Annotated in this window: 21 protein-coding genes and 1 pseudogene; 18 read left to right on the top strand and 4 right to left on the bottom strand. The window is 58.8% G+C overall.

Annotated elements, in window-relative coordinates:
* Window position 1: 1 nt before the first annotated feature.
* Window positions 2-1,267 (bottom strand): thiolase family protein, encoded by a 1,266-nt coding sequence (locus AC1RKJ_RS19845; protein ID WP_492792833.1) that lies wholly within the window; start codon window positions 1,265-1,267, stop codon window positions 2-4.
* 115 nt (window positions 1,268-1,382) lie between these two features.
* Here AC1RKJ_RS19845 and AC1RKJ_RS19840 point away from each other — a divergent pair, with 115 nt between their 5' ends.
* A complete protein-coding gene (locus AC1RKJ_RS19840) occupies window positions 1,383-2,996 on the top strand; it encodes a flavin-containing monooxygenase (protein WP_492792832.1) in 1,614 nt (537 codons plus the stop codon).
* Between the two features lie 30 nt (window positions 2,997-3,026).
* Here AC1RKJ_RS19840 and AC1RKJ_RS19835 read toward each other — a convergent pair whose 3' ends face one another.
* Window positions 3,027-4,154 (bottom strand): nitronate monooxygenase, encoded by a 1,128-nt coding sequence (locus AC1RKJ_RS19835; protein ID WP_492792831.1) that lies wholly within the window; start codon window positions 4,152-4,154, stop codon window positions 3,027-3,029.
* A 551-nt stretch (window positions 4,155-4,705) separates the two neighbouring features.
* Between AC1RKJ_RS19835 and AC1RKJ_RS19830 the strand changes: the two genes are divergently transcribed.
* From AC1RKJ_RS19830 to AC1RKJ_RS19815, 4 genes are all read left to right on the top strand, one after another.
* The gene (locus AC1RKJ_RS19830) at window positions 4,706-5,575 is read left to right on the top strand and encodes a branched-chain amino acid ABC transporter permease (RefSeq protein ID WP_492792830.1); all 870 of its coding nucleotides are present in this window, start codon (window positions 4,706-4,708) and stop codon (window positions 5,573-5,575) included.
* The gene (locus AC1RKJ_RS19825) at window positions 5,572-8,082 is read left to right on the top strand and encodes a branched-chain amino acid ABC transporter ATP-binding protein/permease (protein WP_492792829.1); all 2,511 of its coding nucleotides are present in this window, start codon (window positions 5,572-5,574) and stop codon (window positions 8,080-8,082) included. The genes AC1RKJ_RS19830 and AC1RKJ_RS19825 overlap by 4 nt, the downstream gene beginning before the upstream one ends.
* 69 nt (window positions 8,083-8,151) lie before the next feature.
* Window positions 8,152-9,432 (top strand): ABC transporter substrate-binding protein, encoded by a 1,281-nt coding sequence (locus tag AC1RKJ_RS19820; protein ID WP_492792828.1) that lies wholly within the window; start codon window positions 8,152-8,154, stop codon window positions 9,430-9,432.
* Window positions 9,433-9,542: 110 nt separating this feature from the next.
* On the top strand, window positions 9,543-10,274 hold the full coding sequence (locus AC1RKJ_RS19815) for an SDR family NAD(P)-dependent oxidoreductase (RefSeq protein ID WP_492792827.1): 732 nt from the start codon (window positions 9,543-9,545) through the stop codon (window positions 10,272-10,274).
* Between the two features lie 54 nt (window positions 10,275-10,328).
* Here the strand turns inward: AC1RKJ_RS19815 and pobA are convergent, their stop codons facing one another.
* Complete coding sequence (gene pobA / locus AC1RKJ_RS19810) at window positions 10,329-11,498, bottom strand: 4-hydroxybenzoate 3-monooxygenase (RefSeq protein WP_492792826.1); 1,170 nt, start codon at window positions 11,496-11,498, stop codon at window positions 10,329-10,331.
* A gap of 171 nt (window positions 11,499-11,669) precedes the next feature.
* Between pobA and AC1RKJ_RS19805 the strand changes: the two genes are divergently transcribed.
* A complete protein-coding gene (locus AC1RKJ_RS19805; RefSeq protein ID WP_492792825.1) occupies window positions 11,670-12,452 on the top strand; it encodes an SDR family oxidoreductase in 783 nt (260 codons plus the stop codon).
* A gap of 45 nt (window positions 12,453-12,497) precedes the next feature.
* Here AC1RKJ_RS19805 and AC1RKJ_RS19800 read toward each other — a convergent pair whose 3' ends face one another.
* Window positions 12,498-12,980, bottom strand: a complete 483-nt coding sequence (locus tag AC1RKJ_RS19800; RefSeq protein ID WP_492792824.1) for a MarR family winged helix-turn-helix transcriptional regulator — start codon at window positions 12,978-12,980, stop codon at window positions 12,498-12,500.
* Window positions 12,981-13,402: 422 nt separating this feature from the next.
* Between AC1RKJ_RS19800 and AC1RKJ_RS19795 the strand changes: the two genes are divergently transcribed.
* The 12 genes and pseudogenes from AC1RKJ_RS19795 to AC1RKJ_RS19740 all read left to right on the top strand — a co-directional run.
* On the top strand, window positions 13,403-14,275 hold the full coding sequence (locus tag AC1RKJ_RS19795) for a branched-chain amino acid ABC transporter permease (protein ID WP_492792823.1): 873 nt from the start codon (window positions 13,403-13,405) through the stop codon (window positions 14,273-14,275).
* Window positions 14,272-15,246, top strand: a complete 975-nt coding sequence (locus tag AC1RKJ_RS19790) for a branched-chain amino acid ABC transporter permease (RefSeq protein WP_492792822.1) — start codon at window positions 14,272-14,274, stop codon at window positions 15,244-15,246. Before AC1RKJ_RS19795 ends, AC1RKJ_RS19790 begins: the two co-directional genes overlap by 4 nt.
* The gene (locus tag AC1RKJ_RS19785) at window positions 15,243-15,971 is read left to right on the top strand and encodes an ABC transporter ATP-binding protein (RefSeq protein WP_492792821.1); all 729 of its coding nucleotides are present in this window, start codon (window positions 15,243-15,245) and stop codon (window positions 15,969-15,971) included. Before AC1RKJ_RS19790 ends, AC1RKJ_RS19785 begins: the two co-directional genes overlap by 4 nt.
* Complete coding sequence (locus AC1RKJ_RS19780; protein WP_492793240.1) at window positions 15,964-16,668, top strand: ABC transporter ATP-binding protein; 705 nt, start codon at window positions 15,964-15,966, stop codon at window positions 16,666-16,668. Before AC1RKJ_RS19785 ends, AC1RKJ_RS19780 begins: the two co-directional genes overlap by 8 nt.
* 20 nt (window positions 16,669-16,688) lie before the next feature.
* Window positions 16,689-17,897: an ABC transporter substrate-binding protein gene (locus tag AC1RKJ_RS19775; protein ID WP_492792820.1), complete on the top strand. Its 1,209-nt coding sequence runs from the start codon at window positions 16,689-16,691 to the stop codon at window positions 17,895-17,897.
* Window positions 17,898-17,956: 59 nt separating this feature from the next.
* Window positions 17,957-19,498 carry an acetyl-CoA acetyltransferase gene (locus AC1RKJ_RS19770; protein ID WP_492792819.1) on the top strand — a complete coding sequence of 514 codons (1,542 nt, stop codon included), beginning with the start codon at window positions 17,957-17,959 and terminating at the stop codon, window positions 19,496-19,498.
* A gap of 70 nt (window positions 19,499-19,568) precedes the next feature.
* Entirely contained in the window at window positions 19,569-21,701 is a 2,133-nt protein-coding gene (locus AC1RKJ_RS19765) for an acetate--CoA ligase family protein (RefSeq protein WP_492792818.1), read from the top strand.
* Between the two features lie 10 nt (window positions 21,702-21,711).
* Window positions 21,712-22,497, top strand: a complete 786-nt coding sequence (locus AC1RKJ_RS19760; RefSeq protein ID WP_492792817.1) for an enoyl-CoA hydratase-related protein — start codon at window positions 21,712-21,714, stop codon at window positions 22,495-22,497.
* Between the two features lie 14 nt (window positions 22,498-22,511).
* Window positions 22,512-23,609, top strand: a complete 1,098-nt coding sequence (locus AC1RKJ_RS19755) for an acyl-CoA dehydrogenase family protein (protein WP_492792816.1) — start codon at window positions 22,512-22,514, stop codon at window positions 23,607-23,609.
* On the top strand, window positions 23,610-24,797 hold the full coding sequence (locus AC1RKJ_RS19750) for an acyl-CoA dehydrogenase family protein (RefSeq protein ID WP_492792815.1): 1,188 nt from the start codon (window positions 23,610-23,612) through the stop codon (window positions 24,795-24,797).
* A 27-nt stretch (window positions 24,798-24,824) separates the two neighbouring features.
* A complete protein-coding gene (gene lipP1, locus AC1RKJ_RS19745; RefSeq protein ID WP_492792814.1) occupies window positions 24,825-25,757 on the top strand; it encodes a LipP1 family hormone-sensitive lipase in 933 nt (310 codons plus the stop codon).
* A gap of 10 nt (window positions 25,758-25,767) precedes the next feature.
* Window positions 25,768-25,851: pseudogene (locus AC1RKJ_RS19740) on the top strand (protocatechuate 3,4-dioxygenase subunit beta); the annotation flags it as partial.

Here is a 25,851-nt window from a genome sequence, read left to right as displayed (position 1 = left end):
GTCATCCCCGCCTCATGATGGCGACGGCGCCGTCGCCAAGATCGCCATACCCGGTCACCAACCCGATCTCCGGATTCCTGACCTGCGCCTTTCCCGCCTGCCCGCGCAGTTGCTTTACGAGTTCGACGACATGGTTCATGCCGGCGAGATGTGCCTGCGACAGCAGTCCCCCGTGAGTGTTGACCGGAAGCTTGCCGTTCAGACCGATGTTGCCGTTTTCAACGAACGCGCCGCCTTCGCCTTTCTTGCAGAAGCCGAGATCTTCAAGCTGGCACAGCACGATGTAGGTGAAGCAATCGTAGATTTGCGCGACGTCGATGTCCGCTGGGGTCAGCCCGCACATCGAAAAAACTCGCGGGGCCGCTTTGGCAACTCCGAGGCGAAGCATATCAGGGCGCTGAGTGATTGTGCTGGGGCTATCCGGATGAGCTTCCGCGACGCCCATGATGACGACAAGCGGCTGCGGCATGTCCCGAGCTTCGTCAGCCGCGCTGACGATGATCGCGGCTCCTCCGTCGCTTTCAAGGCTACAATCCAAAAGCCGGAACGGATCGGAAATCATCCGGCACGATTGATGGTCGTCCAGCGAGATCGGCGTGCGCATGATGGCATTGTCATTCAACATTGCGTGCTTGCGCATGGTCACTGCAATTTCGCCGAACTGTTGGCTGGTGGTTCCAAATAACTCCATATGTCGCCGCGCCATTGGCGCGTAGAGCGTGGCGGGAGCGACGGCGCCTTGAGGCAGCTCGAACTCGCCCACCGTTCGGAACTGAGGCATGGCATGAAGCCGGGTTCCGATCCGGGCGCCGGAGAAGCCGGTTCGACCGACGGGGAGCAGGACATGCCGACACACCCCCGAAGCGATCGCCATGGCGGCGGTCTGAAGAGCCGCGACGCAGCTCGCGCCCCCAAGAGGGGTAACGGCTGAAAACTTTAGATCCGGCAGTGCGAAATTGGTGATGAAATCTTCCGCAACGACCGGGCTGATACCCATTGGAATAACAATCCCGTCGATGTCCCGGGGCTCAATTCCGGCATCCGCTACAGCTTTCAGCGCGGCCTCCATCTGCAGGTCGAGTGCTGTCGGAGTGGGAACGCCGCCGCGTGTATAAGCCGTCTCTCCGATGCCTGAGACGGCTGCGATGTCCCTGATGGTCATCTCGATATCCTTAAGCGTCTTAGAGACCAGGCTGACGGCTACCGCAATTTCATTGCTATTTGTTGTTATGTCAACACAGGTTCGACGCTTGTGCAATGCATTCAAATCACACCAAGTTCTATGTTGTGATCTCAACATGAGAGATGTATAGACCCCTCTGCGGCGTGTGTTCAGTGGGGACACCCGTGTCAGGATTGCCAAACGTGTGCGAGAGGGCTCGATGAGCGATAAAAAGAAGGTCTCAACCAGCTTGGATGTTATCGTCGTGGGAGCGGGTTTTGCGGGCGTGTACGCGCTGCATCGGCTGCGCGGCGATGGATACTCCGTCCGGGTGCTCGAGGCTGCGGATTCGATCGGCGGCACGTGGTACTGGAACCGCTATCCGGGGGCGCGCTGCGACGTCGAGAGCATGCAGTATTCGTTTTCGTTTTCCGATGAGATACAGCAGGAGTGGAGCTGGTCGCAGCTTTACGCGCCGCAACCGGAAATTCTCAGCTATATCAAATTCGTCGCTGACAAGCTGGACCTGAACAAGGACATTCAGCTCAACACGCGGGTCGTCGCCGCGACCTTCGACGAGCAGACGAAGATGTGGGAGGTGCGCACGGAGACGGGCGATACCTTCGTGGCGCCGTTTTGCGTCATGGCGACAGGTTGCCTGTCCATTCCGATCATTCCCACATTCCCTGGCATGGATAGTTTCAAGGGGGAGGTCTATCGCACGTCGGACTGGCCGCATGACGGTGTCGATCTCACGGGCAAGCGCGTCGGATTGATCGGTACCGGCTCATCCGGAATCCAGGCGGCGCCGCACATCGCCGAGCAGGCGGAGCACCTCTACGTATTCCAGCGCACGCCGAACTATTCGATCCCCGCACTCAACCGTCCGATGGATCAGGACTACGAGCTTGGCTGGAAGAAAAACTATCGCGATCGTCGCGTGGCTGCGCGGGAAACGCGCAACAATACGCTCAACCATGCCGGAACAGTGCTCGGCAGTTCGGTGAGCTATGAGGAGCGTGAGAAGGAATTCGAGCGGCGTTGGACGTCGATCGGCGGCATCAGCTTCATGTACGCCTACCCTGATATGACCAGCGACAAAGAGGTCAATGCGCACGCGTCCGATTTCGTGCGCCGCCAGATCGCCAAGGTGGTCGATGATCCGGCAGTCGCCAAGCGTTTGATGCCGAGCGATTACGGCATTGGCGGAAAGCGCATTTGCGTCGATACGGCTTACTTCCAGACGTTCAATCGCAGCAATGTCACGCTGGTGGACGTCAAGGACGGTCCGCTGGAGGCGATTACGCCGACGGGCCTCAAAACCGCGACGGCAACATTCGACCTCGATGTCATCATCATGGCGATCGGCTTCGATGCCATGACGGGGGCGCTGCTCCGCATCGATATCACCGGCCGCTCTGATCTCAAGCTACGCGACCGATGGGCCGAAGGCCCGAAGACATATATCGGAATGGCGATCTCCGGATTTCCGAACCTCTTCATGATTACGGGGCCGGGAAGTCCGTCCGTCTTCACCAACATGGTGACATCGATCGAGCAGCATGTGGATTGGATCGCGGACTGCCTTGCGCATCTGAAAAAGCGCGGCTTCTCGGCAATTGAAGCAACTGCTGAAGCTGAAGAGAAGTGGGTTTCTCACGTCAATGAAGTGGCGAACCGCACCATGATGCCGAACAACAACTCGTGGTATGTTGGAGCGAACATTCCGGGAAAGCCGCGCGTTTTCATGCCATATCTCGGCGGCGCAGCTGTCTACAAGCAGGTTATCGATAATGTCGCGAAGAAAGACTACGAGGGTTTTAGATTGGCGTGAGCCGGCCTCATGGTGAACCAACCGGAGGCATTAAGCCTCCGGGAAATACTGCTTCATGCGTTCGGTCGCTTCAACGTAGTCATTCAGGAAATCTCCGATGACGCTGCGAACCGAAGTCTCCTCAGTCATCGTGCCGACGACCTGCCCCGCAGGGATTGAGAGGAGGTCGCCGCGTTTGGCACGCTCAATACGCGCTTTGGCCAGGTAGTAGAGAGTGTTCTGGAGCGGAGGCATTAGGTGTCGGGGCGCGCCGGGCTGTTCCCAAGCTTCTGACAGCTTGCTTTTGATCATCCGGACGGTTTTCCCCGTCATCCATTTACGTTGCACGGCATCCTCGGTCTTTGCCTGGAACAGCACGCCTTTCTCCAGCGGAGTGAGTTCGCTTTCGCGAGTGCCGAGCCAGATCGTGCCGCACCACACGCCTTGCGCGCCGAGCGCAAGGGCGGCCGCAATCTGCCGCCCTCGGCTGATGCCGCCGGCTGCCAATACCGCCACCTCGGGACCGCAAATATCGACCACCTGCGGTACCAGCACCATCGTGGAGATCGTGCCCGTATGGCCGCCTGCTTCGGTCCCTTGAGCGATGACTATATCGACTCCGGCTTCCTTGTGGTGGATGGCATGTTCAGGCTTGCCGCACAGCGAACCGACCAGCAATCCGCGGGCGTGAAATTCTCCCACAAGGTCCTTCGGCGGCGGTCCCAAAGCGCTGACGATGAGCCGGACTTGTGGGTGCTTCAATGCGACATCAATCAGCTTGCGGGCGCCGGCTGGAGTCGTGTTGCGTTCACGGGCAGAGAGTTCTTGCGAAGCCCGCAGAGCTTCTGTCGGCGAAAGCTCCGGCACACCTTCGTGCGTCATGAAATTGTCGACAAATGTTTTTTGCGCTTCTGGGATGAGATCCTGGACGCTGGCTGTCGCGCCTTCCGCGGCGTGGTCATAACGCACAGGGATCAATACGTCGACGCCATAAGGGCGCCCCTCGACGTGGTTGTCGATCCATTGCAGCTCTCGCTCGAGTTGTTCGGGCGAGAACGTAACAGCGCCGAGGACGCCGAAGCCGCCAGCTTTTGTAACTTCCACCACGACGTCGCGGCAATGCGAAAAGGCAAATACTGGGATTTCGGCGCCCAGTCGTCGGCAAATGTCGGTTTGCACGGCAGTTCTCCAAGAAAGATCAAGAATATATCGATACAGACGAATGTTGTGTTGTCAACATCATGTCTTGCTGCGATGCAGTGCGAGGTTTGCGTCGAATAAATAATGTTGCGCTATCAACATGCATGCGACATTGTCCTGGGTAAGACAGCCAGTCGAAGCCGGACGTAGAAGAATGGGTGAGGGATCGACGAGAGATTTGCTGCTGCGGGCGGCTTGGACCGGTGTTTGCGCATCTCCATGCAATTATGTCGGTGCCGTCGTCGATGTGTGAGCTGTCATTGTTGCCATGGATGAGTGGGTTCCATGCAGAGCATGACGCCCGCTTAAGCGGTCGCCGCGGCTGAGAAGGCGCGGTTAACTGAGGATGCACATTCAGCAATGAATCATAACGTTCATTTGGAAGGCAGGAATATTGCAGTAGCGTGCGCGACGTGCACTGCTGCGCGAACGATTGGCGCTCCGCTTGTCCGGAGAGGCGCATGTTCGGCGTCATCCGATCGCGATGCAGTTGCGATGGATGTTGTCCGCTTCGCAAGAGTGTCGCGGTCATGATGGATGCAATCCTGTCTCAGCTTGCGAACGGTCTCGTTCTGGGATTTCTCTACATTCTCATCGCGGTCGGCCTCTCGATTATTTTTGGCTTGCTCGGCATTGTGAATTTCGCACATGGCGCGTTCTTCGCGCTCGGTGCGTATTTCGCGGTGACGATCATCGGACATGTAGGCTGGTGGGCGGTGATTTTCGCGCCCATCGCGGTCGCGCTGGTCGGCGTGGTGTGCGAACTGGTCCTGATCAAACGGCTGTATCGCGAAGGGCCGCTGATGAGCCTGATCGTGACGTTCGCGCTCGCGCTGCTGATCGAGGCGCTGATCCGCACGTTCTGGGGATCGGCCGGTCTTCCGATGAGCCCGCCGCAGTTCCTGACCGGCCTCGTCGAATTCGGTCCTATCCTCCTGACGACGTACCGCCTCGGCCTTCTCGTCATCACGGCTTTCCTTCTCGTGCTGCTGTGGGCGTTCTTCGCCTTCACGCCTTACGGCCGAATTCTGCGCGCGGGCAGTCGCGATCCCGAAATGCTGGCGCTGCTGGGCATCAATTTTCCGAAAGTCATGACCGGCGCATTCGCGCTGGGATGTTTTCTCGCTGGCGCTGCGGGCGCGCTTGCTGGACCGCTCTGGACTGTCTCGCCCGCAATGACCTCGGCCGCGAGCATGCCGGCGTTCGTGATCGTCACCATTGGGGGCCTCGGCTCCTATAAGGGCGCGATCGTGGCGGGACTGCTCGTCGGCGTTGTGACGGCGCTCTGTGTTCAGTTCCTGCCTGAAGCCTCCGGCGTGGCGATGTACGTGCTGATGGCGGTGGTGCTGCTGTTGCGTCCGCGCGGACTGTTTGGGGAAGCATGGGAACGCTTCGAATGATTAAATCAAAATTCTGGAGCCACCCGGTTCTATGGGCCGCGATCGTTCTCGGCGCGCTGACGCTGCAGGCGCTCGTGCTGGGCTCTCACCTGTCGATCATCACAGAGATCGTGATCTACGTTCTGTATGGCGTCGGACTGAACGTGATGCTCGGTTACACCGGTCTCGTCCCGTTCGGTGCGTCTGTTTTCTTTGGCCTTGCGACCTACGCGTCGGCCATCGCGATCCAGCGCTATGTCGGCAACGAGATCGGGGCGCTGGCGATCAGTGTCGCGTTCTCCGCGTTGCTCGGTCTTTCGCTGGGTGCGCTGGTGCTGCTGCGGCGCGGATTGTACTTTTCGCTGCTGACGCTGGCCTGTTCCCAGATTGCGTTCGAGATCGCGTTCAAATGGACTGACGTCACCGGTGGCGAAAACGGTCTTCAGAACGTGTCGCGTGTGTTGTTTCCGGACGCCAAGAGCTTTCATCTGTTCTGCCTGGCGCTGACCATCGCGATGCTGTTTGCGCTGTGGCGTCTTGGGCATTCCCCGCTCGGCCGCACCTTCCAGGCCATTCGTGAGAACGAGGAGCGGGCGCGCAGCCTCGGATACGACGTCTATCGGCTTAAGCTCTGCTCGTTCGTGATCTCCGGCTCCGTCATCGGCCTGGCCGGCGGACTGCTGGCCTTTTTGGTTCAGGGAGCCTACGCCAATAATCTGAGCTGGCAGCATGCGGGCGATGCCCTGATGGCCAATGTGCTCGGCGGCGTTCATCATTTTCTCGGTCCGCTGTGGGGAGCAATCGTCTTCATTGTCCTGCAGGACTATCTGAGCGCCATCACCGAGAACTGGTGGCTGCTGTTTGCGCCGATCGTGATAGTGCTCGCGCTTTTCTCGCCGCAGGGATTGCACGGGCTGGCCCAGCGGATTTTCTCGCGCCAGCGTTATACGCTGGTGAGGGACGGGATTCCGCAGCGGCCGCAGCATATCGTGCCCTATGATGCGGGCGGCGACGATGCCGCGCCGGTCGAGCCGATTCTTGAAGTCCGCAAGCTGTCGCGCAACTTCGGCGCGCTGGTGACGGCCCATGAGATCGACCTGCAGATCATGTCGCGAGGTTTGCATAGCCTCATCGGGCCCAACGGCGCGGGCAAAACGACATTCTTCAACATGCTGACCGGCGTCCTGCCACCAAATGGCGGGCAGATTTTCTTCGCCGGGCAGGACATCACCCGGATGGCGGTGCATAAACGGGCACGGATCGGCATCGGCCGGTCGTTCCAGATCGTGCGGGTCTTTCCGCATCTGTCGGCTTTCGAGAACGCCCGCATCGCGGTGCAGGCCACCAGCCCGAAACGCTTCGACGTGTGGCGCGACGCCTATGGGGTGAGCGACATCAACGGCAAGACGTGGAGCCTGCTGTCTGCGGTCGGCCTGCAGGATCGCGCGGAGATTCTGTGCGAGAACCTTGCTCACGGTGAACAGCGATTGCTCGAAATCGCCGTCACGCTGGCAGGCAATTCCAAGGTTCTGCTGTTCGACGAGCCGTTGGCCGGTCTCGCGGAGCAGGATCGCCGCGTCATCACGGATCTGATCGTGCGGCTTTCAAAGAGCCACGCCGTGTTCCTCGTCGAGCATGACATCGATCGGGTGTTGAGTGTTTCGGACCGGATCACGGTGCTGCACCAGGGCAAGTTGATCGCTGACGGAAAGCCGGACCAGATCGCGCGCGATCCCGCCGTGATTGCGGCCTATCTGGGCAAATCGCGCGGTGCTGGCGACGCGGCTTCGGAACGGACGGTCGAGCGCTCGGCGCGTGTGCCGGGCAAGCAGCTTCTGCGTGTCGCGAATCTCACAGGCGGATACGAAGGCAGCCGCATCCTCAGTGATCTCAGCATCGAGCTTCGCGAGGGCGAGGTGGTTGCATTGCTGGGGCGCAACGGTGTCGGCAAGACTACTGCGTTGCGCGCCATCATGGGGGCCTGCGAGATCGAGTCCGGCGATATCAGCCTGGATGGCAAGACGCTGCGCGGCGTTCCCTCGCACGAGATCAACCGCCTAGGCATCACGCTGGTTCCTCAGGGGCGCCGGTTGTTTCCGAATCTGACGGTTGCCGAGAATCTGCTTCTGGCCATGCGGCCGGGCGGCGCCTCGCTTGACGAGGCATATGCGCTGTTCCCCAAGCTGCGAGTGATGCAGAACGCCAAGGCGCAGAACCTGTCCGGCGGCGAACGCCAAATGGTGGCGATCGCGCGGGCGCTGATGGTGCCGAGCCGCATCATCCTGCTGGATGAGCCGTTCGAAGGCCTCGCTCCCGCCGTCGTCGACGACATCATGACAGCGATCCTCGAACTGCGTTCCCGCGCCAGCCTGATCATCGTGGAACACGATGCCTCTGCGATCCTTCAGATCGCCGATCGTGCCTACATCTTGGTCAACGGCGCTGTCGCCTACCAGGGCGAGGCCGACGCGCTGTCGCGAGATACGGCGGTGCAGGCGAAGTACCTCGGACTGGCTCACGCCGAGTGACAGCAGGTTACGACATCTCAGTCTGGTACAAAATCGATTTGACGGGAATAAACGGGAAAGGAAGCGACTATGAAAAAATCTGACAAGGGTAACAGCGACGCCGGGCTCCCGGTCCTCTCGCGATTCTCCAGGCGTCGTTTTCTGACGACATCCGGAGCCGCGATCGTTTCGGGCAGCGCGTTGTCGCTGTCGGCGCCCTATCTGCGAACCGCAGCAGCTGACGAGCCGATCCGCATCGGCATGGTGCTCGCCAAGCAGGGCGCGTTCGCGCAGCAGGGCGCTGACCTCGCGCAGGGCGTCCAGATCGCTCTCAAGGAGGCGAGCAACAAGGCGCTGGGCCGCAACATCGAATTGACCTGGCTCGACGAGTCCGATCCGCAAAGCGCAACCCAGAACATCACCAAGCTCATTCAGGAGCAGAAGGTGTCGGTGGTGATCGGCGGCACCTCGAGCGCGAACTCGCTCGCCATGGGCGCGGTGGCAAAGCGCAGCCGCGTGCCGTTCATTTCGTTGAACGCCGCGGCTCGGGAAATCACCGGCAAACAGTGCAACCGCTTCACCTTCCGCGGGCCTGCTTCGGTGCCGGTCTATGCCCGCGCGATGGCGCCGGAACTGCTCGCTGTCGGCAAGAAGTGGTATTTCCTCATCGCCTCGTTCACGTTCGGCGATGACGTGCTCTCGACCTACAGCGACATCATCAAGGCCGCGGGCGGAACGATTGTCGGCACCGACCGCGTGCCGGTCGAAACGACGGATCTCAGTTCGTACATCCTGAAAGTGCGGCAGGCGAAGCCTGATCTGCTCATCAGCGGGCTTGCGAATGTCGGACCGATCCTGAAGCAATTCAAGGAATTCGGCATGACCGGGCAGGTCGGCGTCGCCGGCCCGGCGGTGAGCGACACGGACCTGTGGAGCGTTCCGCGCGAGGCGCTCACAGGCATTTACGGAAAGACCTGGTACTTCAACGATCCGAACAATTCCAAGGAAGACAAGGTGTTCGTCGAGGCCTACCGGAAGGCCAATGACAAGCCGCCGACCGATCGCGTTTGGTTCGGCTGGTTCATGACGCGCTTCCTTCTGTCGGCGATGGAAAGCGGGAAATCCGCCGAGTCCGTGAAGCTCGTGGAAGCGCTCGAAGGTCTCCGCTTCAAGGACGGCAATCAGGAAGTCGGATTCCGTGACTGGGATCATCAGATGATCCGGCGTCCTGTAGTCGGAACGGCGCAGGCCAATCCGTCGGACAAGTGGGACACGTTGAAGGTTAAGCCTCAGGCTGCGGCGGATGCAGCGGAGCTCGGCCGGCTGTTCGGGTCCAAGGACGAGATCGGCTGTAACATGGAAGCTCTGTAATCGAGAGCTGGACCCATCTGCCCCCGCCGTATGGATAGGTTCCTATCAATGCGGCGGGGGGTGTTTCGACGGATGAGCCGCCGCCCGTGACAGGCTGCAGAAAGTGTCCGATGGATCGCTTCGCAAACAAGATCATTCTGGTGACCGGAGCCGCGGGAGGTCAGGGGGCGGAGGAGGCGCGCAGACTCGTCAAGGAAGGCGGGCGCGTCGTCATCGGGGATATTCTGGACGAGCAGGGCAGGGCCCTTGCCGAAAGCCTTGGCGTCCGCGCGAGCTATAGGCGGCTTGATGTTGCCGACGAGGCGAACTGGCAGGCGGTCATCGCCGATTGCGAGGCGCTCGGCGGCCTGCACGGGCTTGTCAACAATGCTGGAATCTATCGCCCGAAATCCATTCCGGAAACCGACACGGCGTTGCTCGACGCCCATTTCCGGGTCAACCAGCTCGGCGTTGTTCTTGGTCTCAAGCACGCTGCGCCGCTAATGCAACGTTCGGGCGGAGGCGCGATCGTCAATGTGTCATCGACCGCCGGCCTGCAGGGCATCCCTAATGCGATTGCCTATGTCGGCACCAAATGGGCGGTGCGCGGCATGACCAAGTCGGCGGCGCTTGAATTTGCCCCGCTTGGCATCCGGGTGAACTCGGTCCATCCCGGCCTCATCGACACCACGATGCTGAGCAGCCGGGTGCGCGAGGATCTCGAACGCCGCGCGGCCTTGATCCCACTGAAGCGGATGGGAACCTCTGAAGATGTCGCGAAGGTCGTTCTGTTTCTGCTTTCGGACGACAGTGCTTACATGACCGGCGCCGAACTCAGCGTCGATGGCGGTCTTTCGCTGTAAAGAACGCATCCCGCTAGGCGGAGGCCCTGACGGCAGGGCCTCTCGCCAGCGCTGCTAGAATGGCAATCCGACGTAATTCTCGGAGAGCGATGCGGTCGCCGCCTTCGAACTGATCAGATACTCGAGTTCGGTCTGCTGGATGCGGGCGGAAAAGCTGTCGGTGTTAGGAAAGCGATGCAGAACAGACGTCATCCACCACGAGAACCGTTCGGCCTTCCACACGCGCGCCAGCGCCTTTGCGGAATAGGCGTCGATCCCCGCGTCCGATTTTTCATCATAGAATTCGCGAAGTGCTTCGGAGAGGTAATAAACGTCGCTGACCGCGAGGTTTAGGCCTTTCGCGCCCGTCGGAGGGACGATATGGGCCGCATCCCCCGCAAGGAACATCCGGCCGAGGCGCATCGGTTCGGCCACGTAGGACCGCAGCGGTGCGATGCTTTTCTCGATCGAAGGTCCCGTGACGAGGTTGGCCACTGCTTCATCGTCCAGCCGCCGCTTTAGCTCATCCCAGAACCGGTCGTCCGGCCACTGGTCGATGTGATCGTCAATCGGACATTGAATGTAGTACCGGCTGCGCGTCATCGAGCGCATCGAGCACAGCGCGAATCCGCGCTCGTGGCCGGCATAGATCAGTTCATGGGAGACGGGTCTGGTGTCTGAAAGAATGCCAAGCCAGCCAAACGGATAAACACGCTCGAATTCACGAAGCGCCGGTTTGGAGATGCTTTGACGGCAGACGCCGTGAAACCCGTCGCAACCGGCGATGAAATCGCATTCGATCACCTGCGTGATACCGTCCTTCACAAAGCTGACGCTAGGCTTTGCTCCGTCGAACCCATGTGGCGTGACGTCACCTGCGTCGTATACTGTAGTCCGCCCCGCCTTTTCCCGCGCTTCCATGAGGTCGCGCGTAACTTCGGTCTGGCCGTAGACGGTGACACGCTTTCCGGTTGTCGCCGCGAGATCGATCCGATGACGCGATCCGTCGAAGGCGAGTTCGATCCCGTCATGCGGCAGGCCTTCGGTGTTCAGCCGAGTGGCGACGCCTATTGTTCGCAGCGTGTCGACGGTTCCCTGTTCCAGCACGCCGGCGCGAATGCGCGCCAGAACGTAATCCGCGTCCTTGCGCTCCAGGATGATATTGTCCACGCCGTGGTGATGAAGGAGCTGGCCTAGCAGCAGCCCGGCAGGACCGGCTCCAATGATCGCAACTTGAGTTCGCAAATCCGCACTTCCTATGTTGATATAGCAACATAGCGCAGCGAATAGTCAGGTCAATGTGCAAATACGGCGGTCCCTCGCACAAGGCGCAATGCACCATGTTGACACGGCAACATAAAGAACTAGCCTGCCGACAGCGTTGCATGCTGAGGCGCCATGATAAGGAGGAATGCAGTGGCTGATCAAAATCCGACCGTAACGATTACGGGAGCCGCTGATGGAATTGGCTGGGCGACAGCCCAGCTGTTCGCGCAACAAGGCTATCGCGTTGCGTTAGTGGACATTAACGCGGTGAGTGTCGGTGAACGCGCGGCGGAGCTCGGGGCGCATCATTTCGGGGTCGGTTGCGACGTATCGAAGGAGCAGGATGTCCGCAATGCATGTCAGCTCATCAAGGCGCGATTTGGCCGTCTCGACGTTCTGGTCAACAATGCCGGCATTGGCAGTCCGCATCTGCCGACCACAGAGCAGACTCTCGATAGCTTCGAGAGAGTCCTGAGCATTCATCTCGCCGGTACGTTCCTGTTCTCGCGAGAGGCTTATGCGCTGATGGTGCCGCAAAAATCGGGCGCGATCGTCAATATCAGCTCGATCGCCGGTGTCACCGGGCTTCCCCGTCGAAACGCTTACGGAGCTGCCAAGGCCGGAATCGCGATGATGACCAAGTCGCTGGCGTGCGAATGGGCGTCCAGCGGAATCCGCGTCAACGCCGTCGCGCCGGGGTATGTGGCGACGGCGCTGGTCAAGAAACTCGAGAGCGATGGATCTATCGACGTGCCGCGACTTGAGCGGCGGATTCCGATGGGCCGCCTGGCGACGCCGCAGGAGATTGCTGCGGCCATCCATTTTCTGAGCTCGGAGGCGGCGGGCTACATCACCGGGGTTGTCTTGTCGGTTGATGGAGGGTGGGCTGCTTTTGGAGACGCAGGCGATGCATCAACGCCAACTCCGAGCTAGTGCCGGCGATATGGCGCAGATGCTGCGGGTTGATTCAAGGATTCGTCAATATTCGTCGGCGTTGATTGCTTCGACAGCCGGCAGGTTCTTGAGAAGAATATGAAGATAGCCGATAAGCTTGTCGCTGTCCTTCTTGCTCAGGCCGACAAGAAGCGCGTCCTCACGCGCCAATGCCAGCTGAATGATGCGGTCGTGCAGTTCGCGACCCTTGGGCATGAGGCTGAATTCAAGATTTCGCCCAAACCCCTGCTTGCTCTTGATCATCTTCTTGGTTTGGAGAAACGCGGCGCCCCTGCTGATGGCCGCCTTGTCGATCCCCATGAGCTGGCTCATTTGCGCGCCCGTCCCGCCTTCATATACGGCGAGATAAGATAGTATGCGCCACTCAACAACGCCGACGCCGAAGCGGCTCCGGTAGACTTGGGATGCGCTCGCAGCAAGTTTGTTCGAGAGCCAGGTAAGAAGTCCCGGAACGTATTGCTCGAGATGAAGTGCGGCCCGGGCTTGGGTCGATTTCTTGGAAGGCATGCGATGGGATCCGTACTCTCGCGGCGATTCTTCAGTGTTTCAATGAAGTATTGGCTGGAGAGCGATCCATCCGCAAGGCGTATTGGGGGCGATGATGAAAATGCTTCCATCCTGAGGTGGCAATCAGGTCTTTCCATTGAGGATCAGCCAGCGATTGGTTTGTCAGGTGGACCGGAAGGGCCAGCCCCCGTCGTTCGATCTTGGTTATTTCGCACATGCAAACGGTGCATGCCGGGTCATCCTTGAAATTGGTGAGCACAATGAATGCTTATTGACAAGTCAACATAGTTAGGAAGAATGAACGCTATATTGACATAACAACATAGTTGGGAAATATGCGAAGCATAAGAACAAGTAGCGAGATGAAACTCGCCGTGTAGGGAAACGTGAGTAGCTTGCGCAAGCAATGGCTAGGGGATGGGATGCCGAGTTCAGTTTTTTTACAGATATTGTTCGATGGGCTTTTGCTGGGAGCTATCTACGCCGCTATCGGTGTCACGCTCACGCTCATCTTTGGTGTGATGCGGATCGTGACGTTCTGCCACGGCGAATTTCTGATGGTGGCTCTCTATCTGGTGTACGTGTCGGTGACTTGGCTTGGGCTGGATTCCTACGCCTCCATCGTTGTCGTCGTGCCGGTGATGCTGTTGTTCGCGGTCATGGTTTACTACGTGCTGATCGAGCCGGTGCTGTCGACGAACGAGCATAATCAGATCGTGACGACACTTGCGTTCGGTCTCATTCTTCAGAATCTCGCGCTGGTGATCTTCACCGCCGACATGCAGACCATTCCCAGCGAATTCGCCAGTTACACCGCGCGACTTGGCCCGCTCATAGTGCGTGTCCCTGTTGCCTTGACCGCGGCTGTCTCGCTCGGTCTTTGCCTCAGCCTTGGCTGGATACTGCATTACACCAGACTGGGAAGAGAGATCCGCGCGACATCGCAGGACAAGGACGCCGCCTCTCTCTGTGGGGTTCGCGTCGGTCGTGTCTATCTCGTCGCGTTTTGTGCTGGTCTCATCATGTTGAGTATCGTCGCGGTCTTGCTTGCTCCGACCTTGTACGTCTCGCCGCTGATCGGCCACAGCTACACGCTGACAGCGTTCGTGATTGTCGTTCTCGGGAGTCTTGGAAACTTCGGCGGCGCGATCATTGGTGGCATTATCATCGGGCTCGTTGAATCCCTAGGAGGTTTGCTGACGAGCGGATCGATGCCGTTTGCTCTCACCTTCGGGCTTTTCGTGCTGATCCTGCTATTTCGTCCGCAGGGTTTGTTCGGGAGTGCGCGGCTATGAAACGCTTTTCCTTCGTCTTCGTGGCGGTCATCGTGCTCCTGAGCGTGCCGGCCTTCGTCTCTGCTCAGGCGCTGCACGTTCTGATCATGACGGCGCTTCATGGAATGCTTGCGCTCAGCTGGAACCTGATCGGCGGAATGTGCGGTCAGATGATGTTGGGGTTGTCCCTTTTCGTCGGGATCGGCGCGTACACGTCGACCGTTCTGTATCTCTGGTACGGGTTAACGCCGTGGCTCGGCCTTCCGGTGGGGATGGTATTGGCGGCTCTGATCGGCGCGATCATGGGATACGTGATCTTCAAGCGCAGGCTGGTCGGCGTCTATTTCGCACTCGTTACGTTGGCTGTCGGTGAAATGGGGTTGTTCATCGCGTTGAACTGGTCGGTGATCGGAGGCGCAAATGGTTTGATCATCCCGCCAACGACCGGTGGTGTCATGGCATTTCAGTTCGCGGGGAAGGTGCCATACTATTATATCGCGCTCGCCTTTCTTGCGTTGACTGCAGGGTTGTCGGTGGCCATCAGCCGGATGCGCTTCGGCTACATGCTCGCCGCCATTCGTGAGAACGAGCAAACGGCTTCTGCTTTGGGAATTGATGTTGTTCGCCTGAAGGTTGTTACGACGGCGATCACGGCGGCGATCGCGGCGGCAGCCGGGACCTTCTATGCGCAGTATGTGCTGTTCATCGATCCCGATTCCGTTTTTGGCATCTCGTTCACAATCGACGCCATCGTCTATTCCTTCATCGGCGGTGTTGGAACTTCACTTGGGCCGTTGGTGGGCGCCGTTATTCTCGTGCCGGTGCTGGACTCGCTGCTCGGTGCCCTGGGTGGAAAGATATCGGGACTTCATCTCATCATCTATGGCGTGATTATCATTCTCGTCATGCGATTTGCTCCGCAGGGCGTTGTTGAACTCGTTCGCGAGCGTTGGAAAAGGGCGTTGAAACCCCAAGCGGTGGTCGCACCATGACGTCGCTTCTCAAGGTCGACAATGTTTCCCGCCGTTTCGGCGGACTGCAGGCGCTCAAAGATGTGAGCTTCGAGGTTCGGCATGGTGAGATACTGGGGCTCATCGGTCCAAACGGTGCCGGAAAGACGACGATGTTCGGAACTATCTCCGGTCTCGTTACTCCCGACTCAGGCAACATATCCTATCTCGGCGACGACATTACCCGTCTTCCGCCGCACCTGCGTGCGCGGCGTGGGATAGGGCGGACGTTTCAGATTGTTCAGCCGTTTGTGCATCTGTCGACGCTCGACAACGTCCTGGTCAGCCTCGTTGCCCACGGGCATAGCGTGGCAGTCTCTCGAAAGATCGCGTCGGAAGCATTGGGTTATCTCGGGCTCGGCGAGCGTCTGGATATTCCCGCGGGGAAGCTGACGCTTCCCGAGAAAAAGCGACTCGAGCTTGCGCGAGCCTTTGCGCCGCGCCCCAAGCTTCTTCTGCTCGATGAGGTGATGGCCGGTCTGACTCCTACCGAGGTCGATGAGATGATGCCGGTTCTCCTCAGCATTCGAAAGGAGGGCGCCACGATTCTGATCGTCGAGCATGTGATGCGGGCGATCATGTCGATTTCAGACCGGATCGTGGTTCTCGCCAATGGCGAGAGGATCGCGGAGGGCTTGCCCGCCGAGATCGGCCGAAACGAGTTGGTTATCACATCCTACCTCGGACAAGGCCATCATGCTGCTTGATATTCGCAACGTCTCTGCCGGCTATGGTGATGGTGCTGTTCTGCACAACCTTTCCATGAACCTCAACGAAGGTGAGATTACTGCGCTCATAGGAGCCAACGGAGCAGGTAAGACAACGCTGATGCGTGTCATCTCGGGTTTGTTGCGCCCGTCGTCTGGAGAGATTTTCTATGCCGATGGTCGGATCGACGGACTGAAACCTGAAGACATCGTGGCTGCGGGGCTGGCCCATGTACCCGAAGGACGACGCCTGTTCCCGCGCATGTCGGTTCTTGAAAACCTTCTTGTGGGTGCTTCGAGCCACAGGGCTGCTGGCCGCAGCAAAGACAATCTGGATTTGGTTTTCTCGCTGTTTCCGAAGGTGAAGGAGAGGAGCGGCCAGATGGCCGGAACGCTCTCCGGAGGAGAACAGCAGATGGTTGCGATCGGTAGGGCCTTGATGGCCGCGCCGAGGCTTCTGTTGCTCGATGAGACCAGCCTTGGTCTTGCTCCGGTAATCGTCGAGGACATTTTTCGCAGTCTCTCAACGTTGAAGGATCGTGGCATTACCATTCTCACCGTGGAGCAAAACACAAGTCTCGCGCTCCAGGTGGCGAGTTATGCCTATGTGCTGGAGCACGGATCTATAGCCCTTCAAGGCGAAGCGTCCTCGATTGCGAGCGACGATCGAATCAGGCGCGCATACCTCGGCATTTAGAAGAAAATAGGGAGAGCACAATGTTCAAGAGCAAAAAGCTGTCGGCCGTACTTGGGGCCTTCTGTTCCATCGCGATGGCGGGCACTGCATTTGCGGCGGATCCGGTGCGGGTTGGTGTGGTGGTCGCATTGACCGGTCCGTTCGCGACGGCCGGCGGCGATATCCGTAACGGCGCAACGCTCGCCGCCGAACGGGTGAATGCCGAGGGAGGTCTCAAGAGCTTGGGCGGAGCTCAATTGGAAGTGATTTTTGGCGATTCTCACAGCACCCCGGCGAGTGCGGGGAGTGAAGGCGAGCGCCTGATCGACCAATCGAATATTTCGGTACTCGCGGGAGCGAGCACATCGGCCGAAACCATACCGCTCTCGGTGGCTGCGGAGCGCAAAGGCATTCCGATGATTGTTATCAATGGTCAATCGGAGGAAATCACAAACCGGGGATTCAAGTGGCTGTGGTCGCTCGGCGTTCAGGACAAGGATTTCATGTCGACGGCGATTGCAGCGCTTGGTGTCGCGCAAAAGCAGCTGCCGGAATTGAAGCGCGTAGCCATGGTCTATGGCGACAACGAGACCGGGCAGGCCGCAGGCCGTGCCTTCCGGGAACTCATGAAAGCCCAGAAGACCTTCGAGATTGTCGGTGATGTCGAGTACAGCGCGCGTGCACAGGACTTTGGCCCGACTGTTTTGAAGATCAAAACGACTGGGGCTCAAATGGTTGTCCTGAACGGTGCGTTTCGCGAGGTCGTGGGTTTTTCCCGTGCGTTTGATCAGTACGACTTCCATCCCATGATCGTGACGTTGGGCGGCGGGACGGCTGATCCAAAGTTTGGCGCGCAAGTCGGCAAGAGCGCGAATGGTGTTTTCAACTCAACGAGCTTCGCCATCGATCTGAAAAAAGTTCAAACGGTGTCGGCTGCATACCTTGAGAAATACAAGTCGCCGATGTCGACCAACGCCGCCCAGGGCTATCAGACCGTCCGCACGATTGCGGAAGTCCTGGAACTGGCGGCGAGCCGGAAACCGGACGCGATCGCGTCAGCTATCGCGAAGATCAAGATTCCGGGCGAGCGCGTGGCGACCTCGAGTTCTTTCATCGAGTTCGAAGGAAGTCTCAACAAAGGCCGCCGTGCGCTTCTCACGCAATGGCAGGACGGAAAGCTGGTCACGGTATGGCCGGAAGATGTGTCCAGCGGACCGGCGATTGCTCCGCCGATCAATACGGCAAGGTGAGTTTCTCTCGCGGTCTGACCGCCCAGTTGCAATGAGAACCAGGATCGTTGGAAAGTTCCATGATCGATAAAAGTCGCATGCCTATTATCGTTGGCGTCAGTCAGATCGCAGACACGACGACACCCGCGGGCCAGGCACGGTCACCGTTGGCATTGATGGTCGACGCAGCGCGGCTTGCGGCGGCAGACGCTGGAGCGGCCGCGAAAATCCTGCCCTCCATTGATTCTCTTGCCGTCATCCGATCCTTCTCGGATACGGTGCCGGCATTTCGCTCACCCTTTGGCCGTCTCGAGAATGCGCCATGGTCGGTTGCAAAACGGATCGGCGCCACGCCGAACGAACTGATCTATGCTCCGCAAGGAGGTGATACGCCGCAAACCTTGACGGCGCGCGCCTGCGAGCGAATCGCGAACGGTGAGAGCCAAGTTGCGATGATCGTCGGTGCCGAGGCGTTGCGCACCCAACTGGGCGCTCGCCGCGAATCCATCACGCTGGATTGGCACGAGGATGCGCCGGAACTTCCCAACGAACTCGGTGGACCATCGGAGCTTTATACGCGTCATGAAATCGACCACGGCATGCGTTCGGCGATTGCCATGTATGCCTTGTTCGAGCAATCACTTCGACGCAGCAAGAAACAGACGGTTAATGAGCGGCGCGACGCCTTGGGCGAAATGTTCGAGCCTTTCGCTCGCGTTGCAGCGGCCAATCCCTATGCGACTCGCAGGAAGGGCTACGACGCGGCAACGATTGCGAGCGTGACGGAACAGAACCCTGTCATCGGATTTCCCTACACAAAACTGATGACGGCCAACGTCTATGTCGATCAGGCCGCGGCAATTCTGATTTGCTCGGAAGAGAAGGCGGACGAGCTCGGTATTGCGCGCGGGAAGCGGGTGTATTTGCATGGCTCCGGCGAAGCTCATGATCAGTGGTTTGTGACGGAACGGGCGTCGTTTGACAGGTCGCCTGCCATCAAGCGGGTCGCGGCGGATACCTTCTCGTCGACAAAGATCGATATCTCAAACGTTTCCTACTTCGATATCTATAGCTGCTTCGGCTCCGCCATTCAGGTCGCATGTGATGAGTTAGGTATAAGCGCGACGGATCCGCGTGGTCTCACTGTTACGGGTGGTCTTCCGTTTTTTGGCGGTCCCGGCAATAACTATGTCACTCACGCGATAGCCGAGATCGTCATACGCCTTCGGAAGGTTCCCGGCACGTACGGGCTCGTTACCGCCAACGGCGGACTGCTGACGAAACATGCGGCAGGCCTGTATTCGGCGACACCTCTGTCGGAACCGTGGTCGAGACCCGATCCCGCCGCCGCGCAAAGAGAGATCGACGCCATTCCGCTCGTACCGGTCGCCAAGGAAGCCACGGGCGAAGCCGTGATCGAGACCTATACGGTCGTTCACGGCAAGAACGGTGCCGAAGCAGGCATCATTGTTGGTCGCCTCAAGGATGATAATCGCCGTTTTGTCGCCAATACGCCGGTAGAGCCGTCGATTTTTGACAGACTGGAAAAAGCAGATTCGATCGGTCGGCCGGGGTCCGTCGTCCACGTCGAGGGTCGAAATATCTTCACGCCTGCGGCGTGAATGAAATCAATTCGTGGAACAGCGGGTCGGCATCTGCACATCAAGAAAATCAATAACGGAAATACAGAAAATGACCGCATCTCTTCAGTCTCAAAGGCCGCTTGATCGGTTCTTTCGTCCCGAGTCGATCGCATTGGTCGGCGCAAGCGACAAGTCGCGTTGGGCACGGATGGCTAAGAAGAACCTCGAAGCTCTTGGCTTTCAGGGGAAGCTTCACATCGTGAACAGGCGCGGTGGAGAGATCTTGGGGCAAACGGCGTCAGTTTCATGTGCGGCCATCGGCGAGCAGGTCGATGTTGCTTTGTTGCTTATTCCGGCGGCGGGATTGCTCGATGCGCTGGAAGATCTCGCGGCCGCGAAAATTTCTTATGCAGTTGTACTCTCGTCCGGCTTTGCCGAAGCCGGCGATAGCGGCAAGGCTTTGCAGGATGAGCTGCGCGACCGCGCCAATGGATACGGTATTACGATTCTGGGACCGAACTGCCTTGGTTTCGCGAATTTTGCGGAAAGGGCGGCGATCTGGACGGGAACGTTGCGGCTACCCTTCATTCCGGGTGATATCGGAATCGTGTCGCAAAGCGGCGCGGTCGCCAACGCCATGGGGCATTTTGCCTATCAGCAGGGCGTGGGTTTGAGTTGCATTATTTCTACCGGCAACGAAGTTAACTTCGGCGTGGCGCCCGGCATCGACTATCTGATCGATGATCCATCTACCAAAGTCATCTGCGTTTTTATGGAGTCGGTGCGCGATCCGCAGGCATTCCGGCAAGCGGCCATTCGCGCGTTTGAGAATGGTAAGCCTCTCATTGCTCTGAAGGTCGGCCGCAGTGAGATCACGGCAAAGGCTGCTCAGGCCCATACCGGAGCGCTTGTCGGCGACGATAAGGTGTTCGACGCATTATGTGCCCAGAGCGGGATCATTCGCGTGCGATCCATCGAGGAATTGGTCGTCACTGCGGATCTGATGGCAAAAGCCGGACCGCTCGCGGGGGCAGGTGTCGGACTTGTCTCTATCTCCGGTGGACTTTGTGAGATATCAGCGGATCTTGCTGACGAAGAAAGCGTTGAGCTTCCATCGTTCAGTAGCGAGACGCTCACGAGCCTGAAACAGTTATTGCCTGATTTTGGCACCGCCCATAACCCGCTCGACTTGACCGGTGCCGCGACGGAGCATCCTGCGATGATGCAGGAGGCCATCAAGGCGATCTCCCGGGATCCGTCGGTTTCGCTGTTGTGCTATCTATTCGAAGTGCCTACCGGCGAGGACGACACGACCGCCTTTTCGCTGGCGTCGCTCGAATCGATCGGAAAAGGCGTGGGAGAAGCGTCGTCTCCTGTCATCGTACTTGCGAGTATGATGAAGACGGTGAGCGAGTCCGGCCGTTCGATCATCACAAAAAACAAATTGCCCTACGTGTCCGGTGGCCTGGAACTCGGGATGCCGGCGATCAGCCGCGCAATCCGCTGGTGGGAGAGGAAGCGGAAGGGCATCCCTGCCTTTGTTGATCACACATCGGCCGACAGGTCCGATGCGTCCCTGCCATTGCCGAACTCCGAGTACGAAGCACAACAATACCTCTCTCAATTCGGCGTGCCGGTCGTGCCGACGATTCTGGCGCGCACGCCGCACGAAGCCGCGGACGCCGCCGGGAAACTTGGAGAGCGACTCGTCATCAAGATTGCCTCGGAGGATATCGCTCACAAGAGTGATGTCGGCGGCGTCATGCTTGATCTTGCACAGACCGATGTTGCCGCTGCGTTCGATCGCATGATGAAGACGGTGAAGACGCGTCGTCCCGATGCGAAGCTCGACGGCGTTCTGGTTTCAGCCATGCGCAAAGGCGGTGTTGAGCTTCTGGTCGGCGTAACCCGGGATCCCGAATGGGGATACGTTCTTGCCGTTGGTCTTGGCGGTGTCTTTGTTGAAATTCTGAAGGATACCAGCCTGCGGCTCCTGCCCGTCACGGAAGGGCAGGTGGTCGAGATGATTTCGGAGTTGCGCGGCGCGAAATTGCTGGCGGGCTATCGCAACACACCGGCGGTTGATGTGCAGAAGCTTGCATCGATCATTGCGAAGATCGGTGACGCCGCACTGGCGCTTGGATCAAGGCTCGAAACACTGGAGGTCAACCCGCTGGTCGCATCGGGAGATCGGATCGAGGCGCTTGATGCGCTGGTCGTTGGCCGCGTGCAGAATAGGTAGAGGAATTTTGATGAGCAAGAAGCTGGAATACTGCACAGTCGAGCGTGAAGGTCACCTCACGATCGTCACGATCAATCGACCGGAGGTGATGAACGCCCTCCATTATGAAGGCGATCTGGAGCTTGACGGGGTCTGGACCGACTTCGCGAATGATCCCGACCAATGGGTCGCTATCGTTACGGGGGCGGGGGAGCGCGCGTTTTCCACCGGGAACGATCTGAAGGCCCATGCCAAGATCGGCGGCCGCCGACGTTTCCCGCCGTCAGGTTTTGCGGGTCTCACCACCCGGTTCGGTCTTGAAAAGCCTGTTATTTCTGCGGTCAATGGTGTCGCCATGGGCGGCGGGTTCGAGCTCGCGTTGGCGACCGACATTATCATTGCGGCAGAGAACTCGATGTTCGCGCTGTCCGAACCGCGTGTCGGCTTGGCGGCATTGGCCGGCGGGACTCAATATTTGCCCAAGGCGATTGGTCTGCCGCGTGCAATGGGCATTCTGCTCACCGGCCGCCGCGTTCCTGCGAAAGAAGCTTTCGATCTCGGCTTCGTCACTGCATTGGTGCCGGAGGGCGCGGCATTGTCCGAAGCCAGGAAATGGGCGGCGCAGTTGCTGGAATGCTCGCCGTTGGCGTTGCGTGCAACAAAGCAGGTCGCTCGCAAGAGCGCGCTATCGTCGGAGTTCGTCAATCTTTTTACAACGGAATCGGATGCTGTTGCGCGCCTGCGCTCCAGCAATGACTATCTGGAAGGGCCGCGCGCTTTTGCAGAGAAGCGAAAGCCGAATTGGACCAATAGCTAGTCGGGAGATCGTTGATGACGAGCGCTGATCGTCCATTCGGCCTGCTCGAAGACATTGCGATGGTGCAGGATGCCGCGCGCGGTTTCCTGTTGACCCATTGGCCTGAGTCGCGCGCTGTGATGATGGCGGATCAACCGGATGAGATCGCGCGGATCTGGCACGGCATGGCCCAACAAGGGTGGACGGCGCTCGGTATCGATGATGGCGATGACACTTCACTATCGTTGTGCCTCACCATCATGCAGGAGTTGGGCAGGGCGGCGTGCCCGGCACCGCTGTTGGACGTCTTTCTGACAAATATTACATTTCAGCGCTCTCGAAACTCTCAAACCCGGCACGCAGAAGAACTCTCCGCTCGTCTGCTTGATGGCCGCGCGAGGATAGCGTGGATATTTGGCGCCTCCAGCAGGGATGAGAAAGGCTACGCTCTGTCTCAGACGACGGACGCAGAAAGTACCTTCCTCGATGGGCAGGTCTCTTTCGTCGAGAATTCTCAATCGGCAACGCACTTTATCGTCGTTCTCGACGAACAGGCTGGGCGGCTCGCTGTCGTTTCGCAAGATCAGCAAGGTCTGCGTATCGTCCCTACACCGGGGCTGACGGCCCCCGCGCTGGCCGATATCCGCTTTGATCGCGTGCGACCTCTTTTTGAGCTGACTTCTGATATCGATCTGCGTCGCCTTCGGGCAATAGCGCGATTGCTTTTGACTGGGCGAGCATTCGGTGCCGCGCAGCGAGGCTTCGAGTTGCTGACGGACTATGTGAAAGTTCGAAGCCAGTTTGGCCGGAAGATCGGGTCGTATCAGGCTATCCAGCATAAGCTGGCCAATCTCCTGATCAATATCGAGACGTGCCGGCTGACGTTGTTGCGTGCTGGTGCTGCTGGATTGGCCCGAGGGGATGCTTATCCAGCCGCGGTCGCGGTGGGAGCTGCTGCACGGACACTGCGCGATACCGTTCTGGAAATCCATCATGGTTTCGGCGGCGTATCGTTCTGGGAAGATCATGAAATGCCGCGGCATTTCAGAAGAGTTCATGGCGATCTCGTTCGGCATGGCGGCGTGCACGAGGCTCGCCGCGAAATTGCGACCGCGCTTCTGGGGGGCCTTTAAATGCCACGGATTCCGGATCTCGATCTTGGTGAGCGCGCCAACCAGTTCCGTCGCGAAGTGCGCAGTTGGCTTGCTGAGAACTGGGAGCCGGATCACGCGGGCGCCGACCAAACCATTCCGGTCAACCATCGGCTGGCCGACCGCACTTTCAGCCGGAAGCTTGGCGAGAAAGGGTGGCTGAGCCTGACCTGGCCAAAGCAATGGGGCGGACAGGAACGCTCAGCAATGGAACATCTCGTTTTCGAGGAGGAAATGGCCTACGCTGAAGCGCCGATCGGCTGGCATTTCACCTCGGCCGGGATGATCGCGCCGACGCTGATCAATCATGGATCGCCGGAGCAATGTGCTCGAATGGTGCCGGCGATTGCACGCGGCGATGTATGCTTTGCGCTGGGTTATAGTGAGCCTGACAACGGCTCTGATCTTGGCGGCATCAAGACTGCTGCGCGGTCTGATAATGACGGCTGGATCATCCGTGGGCAAAAACTTTATACCAGCACAGCCGGGTACGCCAACTACTGCTGGCTTGCCGCCCGTACGAATCCGAACGACCCCCGCGCTGGCGGGATCAGCGTTTTTATTGTTCCGTTGGATACTCCCGGCATCACCATTCAGCCGCTTCACGGGCTCAACGGTCATCGTTCCAATGTCGTCTTTTATGATGATGTGCGGCTGCCGCGCGAAGCGTTGGTGGGTGAGGTGAATGGCGGTTGGAAGATCATCACGGCTGCGCTCGCTTATGAACGTATCGCGCTGGCCGGTATTGCCGCTCGTGCGCGATCCTACTTCGATCAGTTGATCGCTTATGTTTTGATCGCGACGCGGGATGGCAAGCCGATGGCTCATGATCCGCTCGTTCGCGATACGATTGCTTCCTTTGCCGTTCAGATAGAGGCGGCCAGGTTGCTTGCAGTGGAAACAGCCCGCCTGACCGAAGCCGGCTCCGTTCCCGTTCATCAAGCCGCGATGGTGAAAGTCTATGCCGGAGAACTGATGGAGCGTTTGGCGGAAACAGCGCTCGATCTCCTAGGAACTGGAGCATCGTTAAGTTCGGGGCCGCCTTCAGCACTTATTGACGGTCGTTTTGAATATGCCGTTCGCGATGCCTTGCTCTACACCATCGGCGGGGGCACCAACGAGATCCAGCGCACCTTGATCGCATCACGCGGTCTGGACTTGCCGCGATGAACAGAATGTTTTGGTGGAGGTTTCACGATGGCTCTTGATTCCGACAGCGCCGCCTTTGTTGCGCGTCTGCGCGAGCTCGATTTGCCGCGTTATGAAACGCTGACACCCGAGCAGGCGCGTAACGCCATGGCTGCCGCTCGTAAAGCTGCGGCTGTCGAGCCGCCGGCCATCGGCGAAATGCGCGATTTCGAGATACCGGTCGCGGATGGATCGATCTCAGCCCGGCTCTATCGACCTGTGGGTGCGAAGGGCGTGCTGCCGGGCCTTATTTTTTTCCATGGCGGGGGGTGGGTTCTGGGAGATCTTGAATCCCATGATATTCTTTGCCGCCGTTTATCGAATGCCGCAGGGTGTGCGGTTATCGCCGTTGATTATCGGCTTGCACCCGAGAGCAAGTTCCCCGCGGCCGTCGACGATGCCATCGCGGCGACCAAATGGGTTGTTTCGAATGCCGCCGCGCTTGCCGTTGACCCGGCCGGAATTGCTGTCGGTGGTGACAGCGCTGGCGCCAATCTCGCGGCGGTTGTGGCGCATACGGCCCGCGATGATGGTGCCCCCGATATCCGTTTCCAGCTTCTGATCTATCCCGTCGTTGAGCTGGCCTTTACTCATCCTTCGCATAAGCTGGATGAGGCTGCTCTTCCAGTCTTGGGTGAAACCATGATCTGGTTTCGCGATCATTATCTTGGCGATCCAGCGCATTGCGAAGACTGGCGTGCCTCCCCGCTGCTTGCAAAGAATTTCGCTGGGCTGCCGTCGGCATATGTTCTGACTGCGGGTTATGATCCGTTGGCGGACGAGGGAATTGCATATGTCCAAAAACTTGAGAGTGCGAAAGTTGCAGTTAATCACCGCCACTTTCCTGGGCAAATTCATGGCTTCCTGACGATGGGCACAAATTTCCCGACAACCGAGGCTGCGGTGACTGATATTGGTCAATGGATGAGAAAATCTTGGTAGGGCCTGTGATATGACTCTGATCTATCCGCGCGAGAGCAATCTCGCGCACGCGCCGCGGCTGTCGCCTGACTACAAGAGCACGGTCAAGCGTTCG

The organism is Afipia sp. GW822-FHT04G07, from assembly GCF_058800765.1.
Note: the sequence above shows the minus strand (reverse complement) of the source record. Positions and strands in the feature narration are given on the sequence as shown.